This window comes from Comamonas sp. Y33R10-2 (genome assembly GCF_019355935.1).
GTDB lineage: Bacteria > Pseudomonadota > Gammaproteobacteria > Burkholderiales > Burkholderiaceae_C > Comamonas.
On sequence record NZ_CP079925.1, the window covers coordinates 351,801 to 368,756 of the forward strand.

A 16,956-nucleotide genomic window follows, 5' to 3' on the forward strand; every position below is an offset into this window, starting at 1 on the left:
GACTGGTAGCTATTGTTTTTACTGGCGCATCAGACGTGATCCATCACCGGACGTCAGTGTCTGCCCCTCGACCGAGGTCACCGAATTACCGGTTTGAAACTGACGCGCAGCCGAGAAATTACTGCGCAGTCCGTTGCTATCTTCCACTTGCATTTGCAGGTAGTAAGAGCCAGCAGGCAAGTCTTGTGTGCTCCATTGCGGCTGAGTCACCCAGGTATCAATGGCTGGTTTTTCGAAGCTGGGCTCGCTTGCCACGACGATGCGAAAGCGCTGGCCTTCTTCGCCAGCCCAGCGAATGTTGCGGCTACCTTCACCTGCGCTTCCATCTAGTTGTAGATCGGGCGACTTAGGCGCGTTGGCCAGCTTCATTTTTTGAGGGGCAGCAAATGGGCCTAAATCGATCTGACCATTGCTCAGCGTGCGAATGCTGGCGACTCGCCATTGGTAATCGCCTACGGGGAGCTTGGCCAGTTCATTGGCGGGCAAGCTGCAGTCTTTGAGGTCAGCGGCATCCAGCAAAGGCTGGGCAAAGTTGCCTGCAGCATCTGTCACCTGAATTCGGTAGGCCGATGCTTCAGTGACTTGTGTACACCGCAAGCCATGCTGGCCCAAACCGATGATGGCATCCGGCGCGGGAGATTCATAAAGTGGCGGCACGGGGTGCGCTTTAACGCGTAGCGCTTGTACTTTGCGTGCGCCGGGGATGCCATGGGCATCGATGGCGCGAATGGCGACAATGTAGTTGCCGTCATCCACCCCGGTCAGACGAGCTGGGGATTGGGTGAACACGCCACCGCGCACGGTTTGGGTGAGGTCTTTATCTGTGGCTAGTTGAATCTGATAGCGCACCGCACCGGGCATTACCGGCAAAGGCAGGCTCACCCAGTTAGCGTCTTCGGCAAGCGTGGGCCACGCTGCCGTATCTGGCGCAGCGAGCATGGCTGTGGGTTGGCTTAACTGGCCGCTGCTCGATACAGCAAGGCCTTGGCCATGTTTGAGTAATGCTGAGGGTTGGCCTGCCTGAACAGCGACCGAGCCCTCATCAACCGCCGATGCTGTTTGGCCTTGGCTATCGGTCAGCACCAAAAACTGGGTGCCGCGCACGCTGGTGGATGCCGCCAAGGTGCGCACTTCAAAGCGGCGCTCGCCATTGGTTTGTTTGGGCACGGAGGCTTCAATCGCACCTTCGTGCAGGTCCAAGATGGATTGCAAACTGCCTGCGCGGCCTTTGCGGCGCATTTGGCGCAGCTCAATATCGGACTCAGATTGCACGCGTACCAGCGAGCCATCTACCAAGCGAACCGACACAAAAGCGTTGGCTGGAACCTTGAGCGAGTCCCCCTCTTGCAGCAGCTGGCCTTTTTGTACAGGCTGTGAAGCGGCGCTTGCCGCATCGGCGGAATCAGCCAAGCGACTCAAAGAGCGTGAGCTGCGCACATCACCCTGCACAAACTCCACCGATGCTGTGGCTGCGCGCAGCAATCGGGTGGGAATTTCAAGCACTGAGCCGGGGCGTAGCTGAAAAGGGTTGTCCACGCGGTTGTGGCTTTGCAGCGCTGTCCAGCGCGTGCGGTCACCCAAATAGCGGGCGGCCAATACTTCCAGCGTATCGCCAGCCACTACGCGGTGGGCAATAACGTCGCCGCCGCGCGGCTTGGGTGTGATTTGAGCGTGGCTTGCAGTCGCTGCCACTAACCCGGCCAAGGTTACCCAGAGCGCACCTGAGCCAAGACCATGCAGCGAAGCGAGGGTGGCAAAGCGGGACTGAGGGCAAATAGGCATTTTGTCGAGGCAGTGTATGGAGGGAATGCTATTAAAAATTAAGCAGCGCTGGGCGCTTGCGCCTCAGCGGTTTCTGGTGCATCCAAGCGGTAGCCATAGCCATAAATAGCGGAAATGGCATAAGGCTGGCCAGCGCGCAGATTGAGCAAGTTGCGCAGGCGCGAGACATGGGTATCCAGCGAGCGCGATTGCACCTCGGCGTTATGCCCCCAGACGACTTCGCGCAAATGATCGCGCGAGAGCAGGCGGCCCCAGTTTTGAAACAGTGTCAGCGCCAGCGTGTATTCACGGTGCGTGACTTCCAGGGGCTTGCCGTCCATCTCAATGCCATTGGTGGCCGTGATGAAGCGGTAGGGGCCGAAAGTCAGCACGCTTTGCGCCGCCATAGGGTAGGCACGGCGCAGCAAGGAGGCGATGCGCGCGCGCAACTCGCCCACGCGCACGGGCTTGATCATGAAGTCATCTGCACCGCTGGCCAGACCTTCCACAATGTCGGCCTCTTCGCTGCGGTGGGTGATGAAGATGATGGGCATCTCTTTGCTGACCTGCTCGCGCACCCAGCGCACCACATCGGGGCCGCTGGTGTCGGGTAGTTCCCAGTCAACGATGAGCAGGTCAAAGCTCTCGCGGCGCAGCTCTTGCTGAAGCGCTGAGCCTTTCAGAAAGGTGTGGCAGCTATGGCCTGCATCGGTGGCCACTTGGCGCAACAGCTCAAGTTGCAGAGGATCGTCATCTAGGGCGGCAATACGCATTTTTCATCCCTTTCGTGCGAAGGATTAAATCTCTGCTGCCCAGCATTCGTGATGTGCCCGGGCAGCTCTCTCTTTAAAACAGTTTACTGCTGTGCGGCTTCTTGCAACTGCTCCAGTGCCTGAGTCACTTGTTCGTCACTAATGCCGTCCAGCGATTGCAGGCGCGGTTTGAGCGCAGCCAGTGCCGCTGCGCCTTCGCGCTGGAGCTGAGCAATGCTCTGGCCCGCTTCCTTGGGGGCACTAAAGCCTTGGCTTTGCAGCAGCAACTGGCCATCGGCCGCGACTAGCTTGAAGTAGAACTGACCATCGGCCTCGCGGTACTGCTTGAATTGGGGCAGGGCGGACTTTGCGGTCTTGATCTTGGCTTTGCTGGTTTGCGCCAGGTTGCGAATGCCCACAGCGCTGCGCAGTTGCTGCAACAAAGGGGTGGCCAGCTTGCGGGCCTTGATGGCGCCGGCTTGCAAAATTTCTTCCAGCTCAGCAGGGTGGGCGATCAGGTATTCATAACGCTCGCGCATGGGGGCGATTTCGCGGTCGATGCGATCGAACAAGGCCTGCTTGGCATCGCCCCAGGCAATGCCTGCGGCGTACTGCTGGCGCAGGGCCTCGGTTTCTTCGGCGCTGGCAAAGGCTTGATAGATCTGGAACAGGGCCGAGCCTTCGACTTCCTTGGGCTCGCCGGGAGCACGCGAGTCGGTGGTGATGCCGTTGATGAGCTTCTTGAGCTGCTCGCGGGTGGCGAACAGCGGAATGGTGTTGTTGTAGCTTTTGCTCATCTTGCGGCCGTCGAGCCCGGGCAGGGTGGCAACGCTTTCTTCCACCACCGCTTCGGGCAGGGCGAAGTATTCGCCGCCGTAGATGTGGTTAAAGCTCGAAGCCATATCGCGCGCCATCTCCAGGTGCTGCACTTGGTCGCGGCCCACGGGCACTTTGTTGGCGTTGAAGACCAAAATATCAGCGCCCATCAGCACGGGGTACATGAACAGACCTGCGGTCACGCCGTCATCTGGCTCGGTGCCAGCGGCATGGTTCTTGTCTACCGATGCCTTGTACGCATGGGCACGGTTCAAGATGCCCTTGCCAGTCACGCAGGTCAGAAACCATGTCAGTTCGGGAATTTCAGGGATGTCCGACTGGCGATAGAAAGTGACATGCTCAGGGTCCAGACCCGCCGCCAGCCAGCTGGCAGCGATCTCAATGGTAGAGCGCTGCACGCGCTCAGGGTCCTGGCACTTGATGAGGGCGTGATAGTCGGCCAGAAAGTAGAAGTTCTCTACCTTTTTGTCGCGGCTGGCTTCGATGGCTGGGCGCATCATGCCTGCGTAGTTGCCCAAGTGTGGGGTGCCGCTGGGGGTGATGCCGGTCAGAAAACGGGTAGTGCTCATAGGATCAACAACAAAAATCAATAGCAGGCTGTGGCGCTGGAATCAGCGCAGCAGGGCCATAAAGGGGTAAAGAATCAGGTCGATGGCTGAGTAGCCTAGGCTCATCAAAGGGCGCAGCCAGTAAGTGCCGACGATGCCAGCAAGCACAAGGGCCAGGACGATGAAGAAGCCATAGGGCTCGATGCGGGCCACGAATTGCGCCTGCTTCCAAGGTAGCAGGCCGACCAGAATGCGCCCCCATCCAGCGGTGGTAGTGGGAACAGGTTAAACGCCCACATGACCAAGTTGACCAAAATGCCGGCGCGGCACATTTCTATAAAGAAGCGCTCTTGAACGCCGCTGCCAACCAGTGCGATTAATACGAAGCCCCAGAAAACGGCCTGCACAAAGTTGGAGGCTGGGCCTGCCAGCGCCACCCAAATCATGTCGCGCTTGGGGTTGCGCAGCTGGTCAAAGCGCACCGGAACGGGCTTGGCGTAGCCGAACAGGAAAGCACCTGAGGTTGCGAAGTACAGCATTAGCGGCATCAAGATGGTGCCGATGGGGTCGATGTGCTTGATGGGGTTGAGCGTGATGCGTCCCATCATGGCAGCGGTGTTGTCGCCAAAGTGGCGCGCTGCATAGCCGTGGGCCGCCTCATGGATGGTGATGGCGAACAGCACGGGCAGTGCGTAGATCAGGACGGTTTGTATGAGTTGGGTAAATTCCACAGTGTGATTGTCTCAGACGCTGCGCATTGATGTTGTCTTGTGCGGATACAGATCAGTTTTAGGACATGAAATACGGGTTGCACATCGTGGCTGCAAGTTTTGAATGCATGCAAAATGCTACGCCGCATTTGGAGTGATGCCAAAGCTCAGGCCGTATGCGGAAAAAAATCAATCTATAAAAAAGAGTTCGGCTCAGCTGAGCGAGGGGAGCAATATGACGGTAAGCAGTCGACTGGTGGTTGCGTTTTTGAGCATCGGCGTGTTCGTGCTGGCGCTAATGGGAATTTCTTGGGTGGTCATGACGGATGTGTTGACGGTGCTGCAATCCGGCTCGTTGACTGCCAAGCAGTCGCAAGAATTGGTGGCTGAAGTCCAGCACTCGCGTGGGTGGTTGCTGGCGCTGGGAGCTTTGGCATGTGTGTCCTGCGTATGGTCGCTGTTTACTCTGCGTCGCCGGATTGTGGAGCCTTTGCGCAAGGCAATTTTGATTGCTGAAACTGTGGCCGCTGGTGATTTGAGCCAAGAGTTTTCGTCTGATGCCAGTGGAGAGTTTGGCCGGTTGCTAACCGCGCTGAGCACCATGGAAGACACCTTGACTGAGCTGGTGGGGCGTATCCAGCAATCGACTGATTCGCTGGTTGTATCAGCCTATGAAATTGATGCCGGTAACGTCAACCTCTCTAGCCGCACTGAGCAGCAGGTCAGCGCCCTGACCGAGACGGCTGCGAGTATGGAACAACTCACCATCACGGTGCGCCAAAATGCCGAGCGCGCGCATTCCGCAAGTACGCTGGCTGTAACCGCATCGGCCACGGCTGGGCGTGGCGGTCAGGTTGTCAATCAGGTGGTGGACACCATGGATGCCATCAGCGGCAGTTCACGCAAGATTGTGGACATCATTCAGGTGATTGAAGGCATCGCTTTTCAGACCAATATTTTGGCGCTGAACGCTGCCGTGGAAGCGGCACGCGCAGGCGAGCAAGGCCGGGGTTTTGCGGTTGTTGCCAGCGAAGTACGCTCCTTAGCCGGTCGCAGCGCGGAAGCTGCAAAGCAGATCAAGGAGCTAATTACGGCGAGCGTGACGCAGGTGAATAGCGGCGCCGGTCTGGTGGGGCAAGCCGGGAGCACCATGCAAGAAATCATGCAGTCGGTCGGCCAAGTTACCGGTTTGCTGGGTGAAATCTCTGGCGCGCTCAAGGAGCAAAGCGAGGGGATTGCCCATGTGAACACCGCTGTGGCACACATGGATAGCACCAATCAGGAAAACGCTGCGCTGGTCATGCAAGCCACGCAGGCCGCTGCCGCGCTTAATGCGCGTACTCAGGATTTGCAGAATGCCGTGGGAGCATTCAGGCTTGATGACGCAGAGCCCCCAGCCTTGGCCCCTGTTACGGTGATGGCGGCCCCGCGCCCTGCGGCGATGCCACAGCTGTCAGCACATAAGAAGCTAGCCAGTAAGCGACTGAGTCACGATGCACTGCGATAAAAGCTGTAGATCACGAAGCCTGTAAAAAACAGCTCGACAAGGATGGAGATGGCCAGAATGTTGCGGCGGCGGCTTCTGCCGTCACTGTCCTCTGCCCATATCCCCGCTGAGACATGGAATCGTTTGCCGGCTGCATAGGCGTGGATATTCCATGCAGTCCAGACGCTGGAAATGGCGTAGACCAGAAGTAAATACGAGGACTGCAGAAAAACCATAGCAATCAGTGCTGGTGCAATAAGGAATGCAAGCACTAAAGGCTTCCAATGGGCCTGAATGAAGTCTTTGTCTTTTGAGGGCATGGAGGCGTCAGGCTGTCTGCAGCCCCAAGCTTTCCAAGCTGCCCAATCCTTGCCGCACCAGGGTGGGCGGGTTGTTCATGGACATGGGGGTCAGGTCCAGCACTGTGGTGGGTTCACGCGGGCAAGCGCCAGAGTCCACCACCGCATCCAGTTCGTGTGGGAAGCGCTCCAAAATGGCGTCCGCATCGTTCAGTGGCTCAGTCTCACCGGGGGCGATCAGCGTGGTGGCCAGTAAAGGCTCGCCTAGTTCTTCCAGCAGCAGTTGCAGCCCTTTGCGGTCTGGCACGCGCAGGCCAATCGTCTTGCGGGACGGGTGGCTCAGGCGTTTGGGCACTTCTTTGCTGGCTTCGAGAATAAACGTGTACGGCCCGGGTGTGGCCAGTTTCAGTAGGCGGTACTGGCGGTTATCCACGCGCGCGTAGTTGGCCAGCTCGGACAGATCCCGGCACAGCAGCGTGAGGTGGTGCTTGTCGTTGATCTGGCGAATGCGGCGCAGCCGGTCCACAGCATTTTTGTCATCCAGGTGGCAGACCAGTGCGTAGCTGGAGTCGGTGGGTACGGCGAAGATGGCACCTTTGCGCAGCATGTCGGCAGCTTGCTTGATGATGCGCGGCTGCGGGTTATCTGGATAGACTTCAAAAACGGTGGTCATTACGGACTTTCTTCAATATTTTTGAAAGCTTTTTGAAAGTTCATGCACGCTGAATGCGATCTTGCAGCAGCTCCCACACTGGGGTAAGGTGGCCGGGGAGATATGGCAGTTGCCCCAGATCAATCTGAGACTCTTGTGGGCTGTGAAAGTCGCTGCCGCGCGATGCAGCCAGACCGAACTCTTTGGCGATCTCGGCATAGGTCACATATTCATGCGGGCGGTGGCTGCCGGTAATGACTTCTACACCTTGGCCGCCCAGCTTTTTAAATTCGGAAAATAACGCGTACTCCGCCATCGCGCTGAAGTCATAACGTGCAGGGTGGGCAATCACAGCCACGCCGCCAGCATCAATGATCCAATTGACGGCATCGCCCAGATTGGCCCAGACATGGGAGACATAGCCGGGCTTGCCTTCGGTCAGGTAGCGTCTAAACACGTCATAGGTATCGCTGCAAACTTTGGCCTCCACCAAAAATCGTGCGAAGTGTGTGCGCGAGATCAACTCGGGGTTGCCGGCGTAGCGCAGAGCACCCTCGTAAGCACCTGGAATACCGGCCTCTTCAAGTAGTCGCCCCATTTCACGGGCACGTGGGCCACGGCCATTGCGGGTGTCGTACAGGCCTTGAGTCAAGGCAGCGTTGTCGGCATCAAAGCCCAAACCCACGATATGCACGCTACTGCCCGCGTAGCTGACGGAAATTTCTGTGCCCGTGAGGTAGTCCAAGCCTGCAGCTTTGGCTGCAGCGGCTGCGCGGTGCTGACCGCCCACCTCGTCATGGTCGGTGAGTGACCATAGTTCCACCCCTCGCGCTGCGGCGCGCTGGGCTAATTGCTCAGGCGTAAGCGTGCCGTCTGAGATCACTGAGTGGCAATGGAGGTCGGCGTTTAAATAGGTTTTGGGCACCGCTTGATTGTAGGCGGGGGTTTATTTGCAAGGGCTTGAGGCAGACCCGTGGTTGAAGCAAAGAAGCGTCTTGTAACAAAACTAAACTATCCAGTTAGATTGCCGAAAAGCGAGTGCTTGCAGTAGTCATTGAGCGTTGGTGGTACTTATCGTCAGAGTAAGTGCTTTATTTTTGAGGCAGGGGATGAAATTGAAACAGTTTTCGGTATCGGGAAAGCTTTGGGCTTTGGTGGCAGGTTTGCTGGCGGGCTTGCTGCTGCTGTTGGGCGCAAGCCTTGTGTATCTAGATCGGGTGTACGTCAACGTTGCCACTGAAGCAACGCGAGCCCAAGATGCCGTGACATTGGCGAGCGAGTGGCGGCATTTGAGTCAAAAGAGTTTGGATCATTCAATCGTGGCCGCCTCTTCCACGGACCAGTTGCTGATGACGCAGCAGCGTCAGCAGCTGGCCGAGACTCAGGTGCAGATTGCCCAAGTTCAGGAAAAGCTTCAGGCCATCATTAAAGATGCGGCGTCTCAGCAAGCTTTGGATGCTGTGAGCGAGCAGCGAAAAAAGACGAGGAGTAGCAATGCAGCCGCTCAGGCTGCTTTGGATAACAGCGACTATGCGGGCGCTTTAGAGATTGTTGAAAAGCAGCTGCGCCCTGATGCGAAAAACTATATTGAATCGCAGCTGAAATTTGTGGCGATGCAAGACCGTCTTCGCTTTAGTGCGATGGAGCAGGCGCATGCGCAGCAGTCCAGAGCCTACGTAATGATTGGAGTGGCCAGCGTTGTGATTGTGTTGCTCAGCATCATGGCCGCTGTACTCATTCTTCGTTCCATTACGGTGCCTTTGAATGAGGCAGTGAGTCTGGCCGATACGATCGCTGCAGGGGATTTGACCGCCTCGGTTCGTAATGACCGTCACGACGAGTTGGGCCGCCTGCTTCAATCTTTGAACACCATGACTGAGCGCTTGCGCTCCGTGGTGGGGCAGGTCAGAGTCGGTGTGGAGTCCGTGTCTTCGGCCTCAGGTCAAATCGCAACGGGTAATCAAGACCTCTCCGCCCGTACTGAGCAGACGGCTGCGAATTTGGAAGAGACCGCCGCAAGCATGGAAGAGTTGACCGCGACGGTGACGCAGTCTGCTGATACCGCCCGTCAAGCCAATCAACTGGCGGCCACAGCAGCGCAAGCCGCTGAGCAGGGCGGTCATGTGGTGCAGCAAGTGGTGCAGAGCATGGGCCAGATCACGGACAGCAGCCGCAAGATTGCCGACATCATTGGTGTGATTGACTCTATTGCTTTTCAGACCAATATTTTGGCGCTGAACGCGGCCGTGGAAGCGGCCCGCGCTGGTGAGCAAGGTCGAGGTTTTGCCGTGGTGGCCAGCGAGGTGAGAGCTTTGGCCAAGCGCAGTGCTGATGCGGCCAAGGAAATCAAGCAGCTCATCACCACCAGCGTGGACAACGTGCAGTCGGGCTCCCAGCAGGTGGAGCTGGCAGGTAAGAGCATGAACGAGATCGTGGCCAGCGTGCGCCGTGTCAGCGACTTGATTGGTGAGATCACTGCCTCGTCCACCGAGCAGCGTGACGGTATCAATCAGGTAAATCAGGCCGTTACCAACCTCGATCAGATGACGCAGCAAAATGCGGCGCTGGTGGAGGAGTCGAGCGCGGCTGCGCTGTCCATGCAAGAGCAGGCAGAGCGTTTGGCCGAGGTGGTTTCCATCTTCAAGCTGGGCCATGAGGGCGGCTATGCCAAGGTGGCTGCACCCCAGCGCGCAGCAAATCGTGCTGTGCCATCCATGGCGCCCGTCAAGCAACGAGCTGCAGCGATGGTGAATAAGCCCGCCAGCAAGACTGCTGCTACGCCCACGGCACTGGCTGCAAGGGCTGATGACGGGGACTGGGAAACTTTTTAAGTAGCAGCATCCGCTTCCTAAGAGCCCGCAGCGTCTGAAAAGAAGCTGCGGGCTTTTTCATGCCTGCTCTACGAAATGACGTGTTGCGGTAAGCGGGAAAGTCCCAATAACAAGTGCTATGCCAAAGATGGAAAGCAGTTGTAACAATTATTAATATTCCGGGGTGGCCTCGAGGAGCTAACTCCGCTTGGCTTGAGAGAGGACGTCAAGGGCCAGGAATTGACCGCCAGAGTCATGAATAAGCCAGCCCGGAGTTCACGATGCGTGACGTACCAGTGTTTGGATTTTCTTGTCTGGATTGGTTGGTTCATGAAGTTGTTTCAATTCACCGTAGCTCAGAAGCTATGGGTGCTGGTGATCGGTCTTTTGGCGAGCATGTTGCTGCTGGTGGCGGGAAGTCTGGCCTATTCCAACCGTGTCAATGAAAGCGTTTTCTCGGCCGCAGTGCAGGCACAGACTGCTGCTGAACAGGCCAAAGAATGGCGCATCCTGACGCAAATGAGCATGGACCGCTTTACGGCGGCAGCCATGTCGACTGAGGAAAACCTGGTGGAGCATCAGTACAAGCTGATGGGAGGCCTGATCGCCAGCATCAATGCGCTGCGTGAAAAAGTGCTAGCGCAGGTACATACCGATGAAGCCAAGCAGTTGATGGCTGACGTCAACAAGCACCGCGAAACTTTGTTTGCTGCAAACAAAGAGGTGGATCAAGCCCGTCGTGCGCGTGATTTTGAGCGCTCTCAAAAACTGATTGAAGAGCAGCTCAACCCGGCTGGTCAGAAATATTACGCCGCCCTTGATGCCTATGTGCAGCTGCAGGATCGCTATCGCTTGCAGGCGCTGGCGGATGGAGATGCCAGCCGCACCAAAGCCTATTGGGTCGTTGCCGCAGCTTGCGGTTTGATCATGCTGCTGGGGCTGGTGACCGGCGTTCTCATCATGCGATCCATTACCCAGCCGTTGATGAAGGCGGTTGAACTGGCGGATGCCATTGCCGATGCTGACTTGAGCGTGAGTACCGATCATCAGCGCGATGACGAATTGGGTCATCTGCACCGCTCGCTCAACGTCATGGCTGAGCGCTTGCGTACCGTGGTGGGGCAAGTGCGCTCGGGTGTGGAATCCGTGTCTTCGGCCTCCGGCCAGATTGCCACGGGTAACCAGGATTTGTCAGCCCGTACCGAACAAACCGCCGCCAATCTGGAAGAAACCGCAGCCAGCATGGAAGAGCTGACCGCGACGGTTACGCAGTCTGCAGATACCGCTCGTCAAGCCAATCAACTGGCTGCCACAGCAGCGCAGGCAGCAGAGCAGGGCGGCCAAGTGGTGCAGCGAGTGGTGCACAGCATGGGCCAGATCACCGACAGCAGCCGCAAGATTGCCGACATCATTGGTGTGATTGACTCTATCGCTTTTCAGACCAATATCTTGGCGCTGAACGCGGCTGTTGAAGCGGCCCGCGCTGGTGAGCAAGGCCGAGGCTTTGCCGTAGTGGCCAGTGAAGTGAGAGCCTTGGCCAAGCGCAGTGCGGATGCGGCCAAGGAAATCAAGCAGCTCATCACCACCAGCGTGGACAACGTGCAGTCGGGCTCCCAGCAGGTGGAGCTGGCAGGCAAGAGCATGAACGAGATCGTGGCCAGCGTGCGCCGCGTTAGCGATCTGATTGGAGAGATCACGGCCTCGTCCACCGAGCAGCGTGATGGTATCAATCAGGTCAATCAGGCCGTTACCAACCTCGATCAGATGACGCAGCAGAACGCGGCGCTGGTAGAAGAGTCCAGTGCTGCTGCGATGTCCATGCAGGCGCAGGCTCAGCGTTTGGCTGAGGTGGTTTCTGTTTTCAATCTAGGCAAGGGCGCGGTAACTGCTGGTGCTGGTGCTGGCGCACCGGCGCTGGCTCCCGCCCGCATGTCTGCACGGACCGCCGAGCCGCGCATGGCTGCAGCCAAGGTGACCCAACCATCGAACCTGCAGGCAGCCGCTGCGCCCAAGCTAGTGCCTGCGCTGAAGAAGCCGCAGCCGCTTGCCACGACAGCTAGTGAAGATGACTGGGAGCAGTTTTAAGCGCTGAAGAAGCCGCAGTCGCTTGCCACAACAGCGAGTGAAGACGACTGGGAGCAGTTTTAAGCGCTGAAAAAGTAGCTGCGCACGGGTCGCAATACAGCAGGTCGAAATAAAGCAGCCGCCTTGCAGCGGCTTTTGTGTGGGAGAGCTCTCAAAACCCCATATTGCCTGCGCCGCCTTCAAAGTCCTGCGCCGCTTCTACGAGAAATTGCACCTTGCGTTCGCCGCGCCATTCGTTGATGTCCAGTCGGTAGGCCAGCATGGTGCGGGCGGGCAGTGGGGTGGTATGGTTGAACCAGATGGCATCGACCTTGGAGCCGTGGTGCAGCAGCTCGAGCTTCAGGTGTTTTTCACCAACGAGGCGCTGGGAGGTGATCTCCAGCTCTTCGCTGAAGGTGGGGGCGGCAAAGCCCTGACCCCAAACGGCCAGTTGCATTTGCTCGATGAGGGCGGTGTCCAGCCACTGGGGTGAGAGCGGGCCGTCGGTTTCCAGCTTGCGCATCAGTGTGGCGGCATCCAGCCATTCTTGTGCGACTTGCGCCAGCGCCTGCTCAAAATCTTTGAAGCGCGTGCTGTCAATCGTGCAGCCAGCCGCCATGGCGTGGCCGCCAAAGCGCAGGACCATGCCGGGGTGGCGTTTGCTGACCAAGTCGAGCGCGTCGCGCAGATGAAAGCCGGGGATGGAGCGGCCTGAGCCTTTGAGTTCATGCTCTTTGCCGGGCGCTGCGCTGGCGGCGAACACAAAGCTGGGGCGGTGCAGCTTGTCTTTGAGGCGTGAGGCCACCACGCCCACCACGCCTTCGTGAAAGTCGGGGTCAAACACGCTGATGGCGGGCGGCGGCGTCATGCCGTCTTTGAACAGGCTCTCTGCCATGAGCAGGGCCTGCTCGCGCATGCCCACTTCAATCTCGCGGCGCTCGCGGTTGATGCTGTCGAGCATGCGGGCGAGATTGTCAGCGCGGCTGGCGTCTTCGGTGCTCAGGCATTCAATGCCAATCGTCATGTCGGCCAAGCGGCCTGCAGCGTTGATACGCGGGCCTAGCGCAAAGCCAAAGTCGATGGTGCTGGCTGTGTCAAAACGGCGGCCTGACGCCTCAAACAGGGCGCGAATGCCGGGCTGCATCTGCCCTCTGCGAATTTGCTTTAAACCCAGCGCAACCAGTCGGCGGTTGTTGGCATCGAGCTTGACCACGTCGGCTACTGTGCCAAGAGCGACTAGCGGCAGCAGTTGCTCCAGCCTCGGCTGGGTGTGGCGATCAAAGCGGCCACGGCTGCGCAGCTCGGTGCGCAGGGCCAGCAGCACATAGAACATGACGCCCACACCTGCCATGGACTTGCTCTCAAACGTGCAGCCGGGCTGGTTGGGGTTGACGATGGCATCGGCCAGCGGAAGGCTGTCGCCGGGCAGGTGGTGGTCGGTCACGACGACGGACAGACCTAGCTCTTTGGCCACGGCCACGCCTTCCACGCTGGCGATGCCGTTGTCCACGGTGATCAGCATGTCGGCGCCGGTTTCTTTGACGCGGCGCGAGATGGGCGCGGTGAGGCCGTAGCCATCAATCACGCGGTCTGGCACCAAATATTCCACATGCTGCGCACCCAGCAGGCGCAGTCCGCGCAGGCCCACGGCGCAGGCAGTGGCGCCATCGCAGTCATAGTCCGCCACGATGCACATGCGCTTTTGCTGCTCAATCGCATCGGCCAGCAATTGCACGGCCTTGTCGATTCCTTGCAGGCCAGAAGGTGCCAGTAGCAGGGCGGGTGCATCGTCTAGCTCTGCTGCGGAGCACACGCCGCGTGCGGCGTAGAGCTGAGCTAGAAGTGGGTGAACTTGTGCTTGCAGCAGGGCGGATACGCTGTCGCTAGGAATGGTGCGAGGCGTAATTTTCATAGCATCTCTCGCAAATCCGGCAAGCGCTTCGCTCCAAAAACACTCATGATCTTGTCCATAAAACCGCGCGGCTGACTTTGCCACTGCACAGCATTGCTCTCGCCGCAAAGCGTGAGCTTGATGGGCTCGCCTCTGGCTGCGCGCTGCTGCAGCTGGGCAATCAGGCCGTTGTCTAGCGCTTGCCAGGCTTTTTGCCAGCTTTGCACATCGCTGTGCAAGCTGGGCTGGCGCAGATCGTCAACGCAAACGGCTAGCGAGAGATGGGCCGGCAGTTTGACAAGGCTGCCCGTGCCATGTACCCAAAAGGAGTTAATGGGTGGCAAGCGGCGTTGGGCGCGCTGGTCGTTGAAGCTGTTGGTATAGAGCAGCATTTGCAGCTCGGTCTGCAGGCGCTGAATGATGGCGCCTTGAATGGGGTTGGGCATCCACGGGCGCACATCGCGGCCCAGGGCTCGGTCCATCGACGCGGTTGCCAAGTCTTTGAAGGCTGCGCCGCGTGCCAGCCAAGTGTCTGGGCGCAGATATTCCAGCGTAATGCCGTCATCGCTAAACCAAGGGGCAACCAGCGCCAGCAACTGGCGCGATTCTTCCTCGCTCATGGGGGCGCTGGCCGGGTCTGTTTGATGGACTTGATCGGGCGCAACATGCCAGTGGCAGGGGGTGATGAAGGCGCAAGGCTGGGTGGTATCGCCCGCAGCCAAAGCCGCCCAGGGAATCAGGCCCGCTTGCTCGGGTAGTTGCATGGCGCGGGCTAGCGCCAGCTCGTGCGGGGGCGAGAAATCCATCTCATCGCCTTGCACCACGGTAGTGGGCGTCAGCGTTGCCAGCAGGTCTTGAAGGTGGGGGAGCTGAAGGCCATCCCAGGCTTTGGGTATGTCAGCGGGGCCGCTGGCGTAGGCAACAATGATTTCAGAGGAGCTTGCGCCCAAGGCGTGGGCAGCAGGTAGCAAAGGCGCGGTCAAAGACATGTGGGCTATTGTCGTGCATGGCTGCTGCACCTGCCCCGGCAAGGGTAGGAAACAGACGTGTGACACTGGAACAGAGACAGGTCATTGCTGGCAATGCCACAATGCAGACAACATGCAATTTCCCTACGAACTGGCCGTTGGCTGGCGCTATACCCGTGCAGGGCGTGCGACCCGTCGCAATGGCTTTATCTCCTTTATCTCGGGTGTTTCCATGCTTGGCATTGCGCTGGGTGTGGCGGCGCTGATCATTGTGCTGAGCGTGATGAACGGCTTCCAAAAGGAAGTGCGCGACCGCATGCTCAGCGTTGTCTCGCACGTGGAAATCTACGCCCCGCAAGGCGCACCCTTGCCCGATGTGGAGCGCACCATGCGCGAGGCACGTGCCAATCAGAATGTGGTGGGTGCTGCACCTTTTGTAGCTGCTCAGGCATTGCTGGCGCGCGGCGAGGATATGAAGGGTGCTTTGGTGCGCGGGATCGACCCGGCGCGTGAAGGCGAAGTAACCGATCTGGCTGCGACCAGCTCAGAGGTGCTGAAACGCTTAATCCCCGGTGAGTTCAAAGTGGTGCTGGGCATTGAACTGGCGCGTTCATTGGGGGTCATAGAAGGTGATGTCATCACCATGATTGCGCCCAGTGGCCAAGTCACCCCTGCCGGTGTGGTGCCGCGCATGAAACAGATGACGGTTGCGGGCACGTTTGACTCCGGCCACTACGAATACGATTCGGCTCTGTTGATGATGCATTACGAAGATGCGCAGCGCATCTTCCGCCTTGAAGGCCCGACCGGCATTCGCCTCAAGCTCAAGGATTTGCATGAAGCTCCGCGTGTGGCCCATGAGCTGGCCGATACGTTGAGCGACCGTTTGTTTATTCGTGACTGGACGCAGCAGAACAAGACCTGGTTTGCCGCCGTTCAGCTGGAAAAGCGAATGATGTTCATCATCCTCACACTGATCGTGGCTGTGGCCGCTTTTAATCTGGTGTCTACGCTGGTAATGAGCGTGCAGGACAAGCGCGCTGACATTGCCATTTTGCGCACTCTGGGCGCTTCGCCCTCGTCCATCATGGGCATTTTCATGGTGCAAGGCGCCATGGTGGGTGTGATTGGCACGCTGGCGGGGCTGGCGCTGGGCTTGGCGATTGGCTTCAATATTGACGTAATCGTGCCCGCCATTGAACAAGCGTTGCACGCCAACTTCTTGCCCAAGGACATTTACCTCATCAGCAAGATGCCTAGCGAGCCACAGTCCACGGACATCGTGCCGATTGCTGTGATCTCTTTGATTCTTTCTTTTGTGGCAACGATTTACCCCAGCTGGCGCGCCAGCCGCGTGAACCCTGCGGAGGCACTGCGCTATGAATAATGTTGTGATGGGCCAGACCGTGCTGCAAGCACGTGGGCTGATCAAGCGCTTTGCCGAAGGCAAGCTAGATGTGACCGTGCTGCAGGGTGTGGATTTGGAAGTCAAAGCGGGCGAGACGCTGGCTGTGGTGGGCGCTTCAGGTTCAGGTAAATCCACCTTGCTGCATTTGCTGGGAGGGCTGGATGCACCGACGACGGGCAGCGTCAGCCTGATGAATCAGCCTTTGCACCAGCTGAGCCAGCAAAAGCAGGGCGCGCTGCGTAACAAGCATTTGGGCTTTATCTACCAGTTCCACCATCTGCTGGCCGAATTTACGGCGCAGGAAAACGTCGCCATGCCACTGCGCATTCGACGCGATGCCAAGGATGACTGCATGCAGCGAGCCGCCGAGATGCTGCGCGCCGTGGGCTTGGGTGACCGTTTGACGCACCGCCCCGCAGAACTCTCGGGCGGTGAGCGCCAGCGCGTTGCCATTGCGCGTGCGCTGGTGACCCGCCCGGCTTGTGTGCTGGCCGATGAACCCACAGGCAATCTGGACCGCGGCACGGCAGACACCGTGTTTGCGCTGATGCTGGAGTTAGCTCGCAGCAACGGCACGGCCTTTGTGATGGTGACCCATGACGAGGCGCTGGCTGCACGTTGCGACCGCATGGTGAGACTGGGCCTTGGTCAGTTAGGCTAATGGCCGTTGCATAAGTAAAAGGCCCGAATTTTCGGGCCTTTTTTGATGAATAAAGGTTTCAAACTAAGGTTTGAGATCCAACGCAGGCGCCAGAGTCGGGGCATGATGA

Annotated in this window: 13 protein-coding genes and 1 pseudogene; 5 read left to right on the top strand and 9 right to left on the bottom strand. The window is 58.4% G+C overall.

Annotated elements, in window-relative coordinates:
- Window positions 1–18: 18 nt before the first annotated feature.
- The 4 genes and pseudogenes from KUF54_RS01505 to KUF54_RS01520 all read right to left on the bottom strand — a co-directional run bounded on the left by KUF54_RS01505 (window position 19) and on the right by KUF54_RS01520 (window position 4,629).
- Entirely contained in the window at window positions 19–1,782 is a 1,764-nt protein-coding gene (locus KUF54_RS01505) for a FecR domain-containing protein (RefSeq protein ID WP_370627567.1), read from the bottom strand.
- Between the two features lie 38 nt (window positions 1,783–1,820).
- Window positions 1,821–2,534 (bottom strand): response regulator transcription factor, encoded by a 714-nt coding sequence (locus KUF54_RS01510; protein WP_219344609.1) that lies wholly within the window; start codon window positions 2,532–2,534, stop codon window positions 1,821–1,823.
- 83 nt (window positions 2,535–2,617) lie between these two features.
- Window positions 2,618–3,919 (bottom strand): tryptophan--tRNA ligase, encoded by a 1,302-nt coding sequence (locus KUF54_RS01515; protein ID WP_219344611.1) that lies wholly within the window; start codon window positions 3,917–3,919, stop codon window positions 2,618–2,620.
- Between the two features lie 42 nt (window positions 3,920–3,961).
- A pseudogene (locus KUF54_RS01520) lies at window positions 3,962–4,629 on the bottom strand (site-2 protease family protein).
- Window positions 4,630–4,843: 214 nt separating this feature from the next.
- On the opposite strand from KUF54_RS01520, the gene KUF54_RS01525 reads away from it, so the two are divergent.
- A complete protein-coding gene (locus tag KUF54_RS01525; RefSeq protein ID WP_219344613.1) occupies window positions 4,844–6,115 on the top strand; it encodes a methyl-accepting chemotaxis protein in 1,272 nt (423 codons plus the stop codon).
- Here KUF54_RS01525 and KUF54_RS01530 read toward each other — a convergent pair.
- The 3 genes from KUF54_RS01530 to KUF54_RS01540 are packed head-to-tail and all read right to left on the bottom strand — an operon-like array spanning window position 6,097 to window position 7,970.
- Window positions 6,097–6,414, bottom strand: coding sequence for a hypothetical protein (locus KUF54_RS01530; RefSeq protein WP_219344615.1), 318 nt, complete (start codon window positions 6,412–6,414; stop codon window positions 6,097–6,099). The genes KUF54_RS01525 and KUF54_RS01530 overlap by 19 nt on opposite strands.
- Window positions 6,415–6,421: 7 nt before the next feature.
- Window positions 6,422–7,066, bottom strand: a complete 645-nt coding sequence (locus KUF54_RS01535; protein ID WP_219344617.1) for an L-threonylcarbamoyladenylate synthase — start codon at window positions 7,064–7,066, stop codon at window positions 6,422–6,424.
- Window positions 7,067–7,106: 40 nt separating this feature from the next.
- Window positions 7,107–7,970, bottom strand: a complete 864-nt coding sequence (locus tag KUF54_RS01540; protein WP_219344619.1) for a 3',5'-nucleoside bisphosphate phosphatase — start codon at window positions 7,968–7,970, stop codon at window positions 7,107–7,109.
- Between the two features lie 184 nt (window positions 7,971–8,154).
- On the opposite strand from KUF54_RS01540, the gene KUF54_RS01545 reads away from it, so the two are divergent.
- Both KUF54_RS01545 and KUF54_RS01550 read left to right on the top strand, forming a co-directional pair.
- Complete coding sequence (locus KUF54_RS01545; protein ID WP_219344621.1) at window positions 8,155–9,876, top strand: methyl-accepting chemotaxis protein; 1,722 nt, start codon at window positions 8,155–8,157, stop codon at window positions 9,874–9,876.
- 309 nt (window positions 9,877–10,185) lie between these two features.
- On the top strand, window positions 10,186–11,940 hold the full coding sequence (locus tag KUF54_RS01550) for a methyl-accepting chemotaxis protein (RefSeq protein ID WP_219344623.1): 1,755 nt from the start codon (window positions 10,186–10,188) through the stop codon (window positions 11,938–11,940).
- 151 nt (window positions 11,941–12,091) lie between these two features.
- Here the strand turns inward: KUF54_RS01550 and recJ are convergent, their stop codons facing one another.
- Both recJ and KUF54_RS01560 read right to left on the bottom strand, forming a co-directional pair.
- Window positions 12,092–13,831 (bottom strand): single-stranded-DNA-specific exonuclease RecJ, encoded by a 1,740-nt coding sequence (gene recJ / locus KUF54_RS01555; protein WP_219344625.1) that lies wholly within the window; start codon window positions 13,829–13,831, stop codon window positions 12,092–12,094.
- Window positions 13,828–14,799 (bottom strand): phosphoglycerate mutase, encoded by a 972-nt coding sequence (locus KUF54_RS01560; RefSeq protein ID WP_219344627.1) that lies wholly within the window; start codon window positions 14,797–14,799, stop codon window positions 13,828–13,830. The genes recJ and KUF54_RS01560 overlap by 4 nt, the downstream gene beginning before the upstream one ends.
- A gap of 112 nt (window positions 14,800–14,911) precedes the next feature.
- Here KUF54_RS01560 and KUF54_RS01565 point away from each other — a divergent pair, with 112 nt between their 5' ends.
- Together KUF54_RS01565 and lolD are read left to right on the top strand one after the other, a co-directional pair.
- The gene (locus tag KUF54_RS01565) at window positions 14,912–16,165 is read left to right on the top strand and encodes a lipoprotein-releasing ABC transporter permease subunit (RefSeq protein ID WP_219344629.1); all 1,254 of its coding nucleotides are present in this window, start codon (window positions 14,912–14,914) and stop codon (window positions 16,163–16,165) included.
- Window positions 16,158–16,847 (top strand): lipoprotein-releasing ABC transporter ATP-binding protein LolD, encoded by a 690-nt coding sequence (gene lolD, locus KUF54_RS01570; protein WP_219344631.1) that lies wholly within the window; start codon window positions 16,158–16,160, stop codon window positions 16,845–16,847. The genes KUF54_RS01565 and lolD overlap by 8 nt, the downstream gene beginning before the upstream one ends.
- Window positions 16,848–16,956: the final 109 nt, after the last annotated feature.

What these genes read in the sequence shown, in the direction of transcription:
- KUF54_RS01505 (WP_370627567.1), bottom strand. Translation starts at nt 1,782, where the DNA reads ATGCCTATTTGCCCTCAGTCCCGCTTTGCCACCCTCGCTTCGCTGCAT.
- KUF54_RS01510 (WP_219344609.1), bottom strand. Translation starts at nt 2,534, where the DNA reads ATGCGTATTGCCGCCCTAGATGACGATCCTCTGCAACTTGAGCTGTTG.
- KUF54_RS01515 (WP_219344611.1), bottom strand. Translation starts at nt 3,919, where the DNA reads ATGAGCACTACCCGTTTTCTGACCGGCATCACCCCCAGCGGCACCCCA.
- KUF54_RS01525 (WP_219344613.1), top strand. Translation starts at nt 4,844, where the DNA reads ATGACGGTAAGCAGTCGACTGGTGGTTGCGTTTTTGAGCATCGGCGTG.
- KUF54_RS01530 (WP_219344615.1), bottom strand. Translation starts at nt 6,414, where the DNA reads ATGCCCTCAAAAGACAAAGACTTCATTCAGGCCCATTGGAAGCCTTTA.
- KUF54_RS01535 (WP_219344617.1), bottom strand. Translation starts at nt 7,066, where the DNA reads ATGACCACCGTTTTTGAAGTCTATCCAGATAACCCGCAGCCGCGCATC.
- KUF54_RS01545 (WP_219344621.1), top strand. Translation starts at nt 8,155, where the DNA reads ATGAAATTGAAACAGTTTTCGGTATCGGGAAAGCTTTGGGCTTTGGTG.
- KUF54_RS01550 (WP_219344623.1), top strand. Translation starts at nt 10,186, where the DNA reads ATGAAGTTGTTTCAATTCACCGTAGCTCAGAAGCTATGGGTGCTGGTG.
- recJ (WP_219344625.1), bottom strand. Translation starts at nt 13,831, where the DNA reads ATGAAAATTACGCCTCGCACCATTCCTAGCGACAGCGTATCCGCCCTG.
- KUF54_RS01560 (WP_219344627.1), bottom strand. Translation starts at nt 14,799, where the DNA reads ATGTCTTTGACCGCGCCTTTGCTACCTGCTGCCCACGCCTTGGGCGCA.
- KUF54_RS01565 (WP_219344629.1), top strand. Translation starts at nt 14,912, where the DNA reads ATGCAATTTCCCTACGAACTGGCCGTTGGCTGGCGCTATACCCGTGCA.
- lolD (WP_219344631.1), top strand. Translation starts at nt 16,158, where the DNA reads ATGAATAATGTTGTGATGGGCCAGACCGTGCTGCAAGCACGTGGGCTG.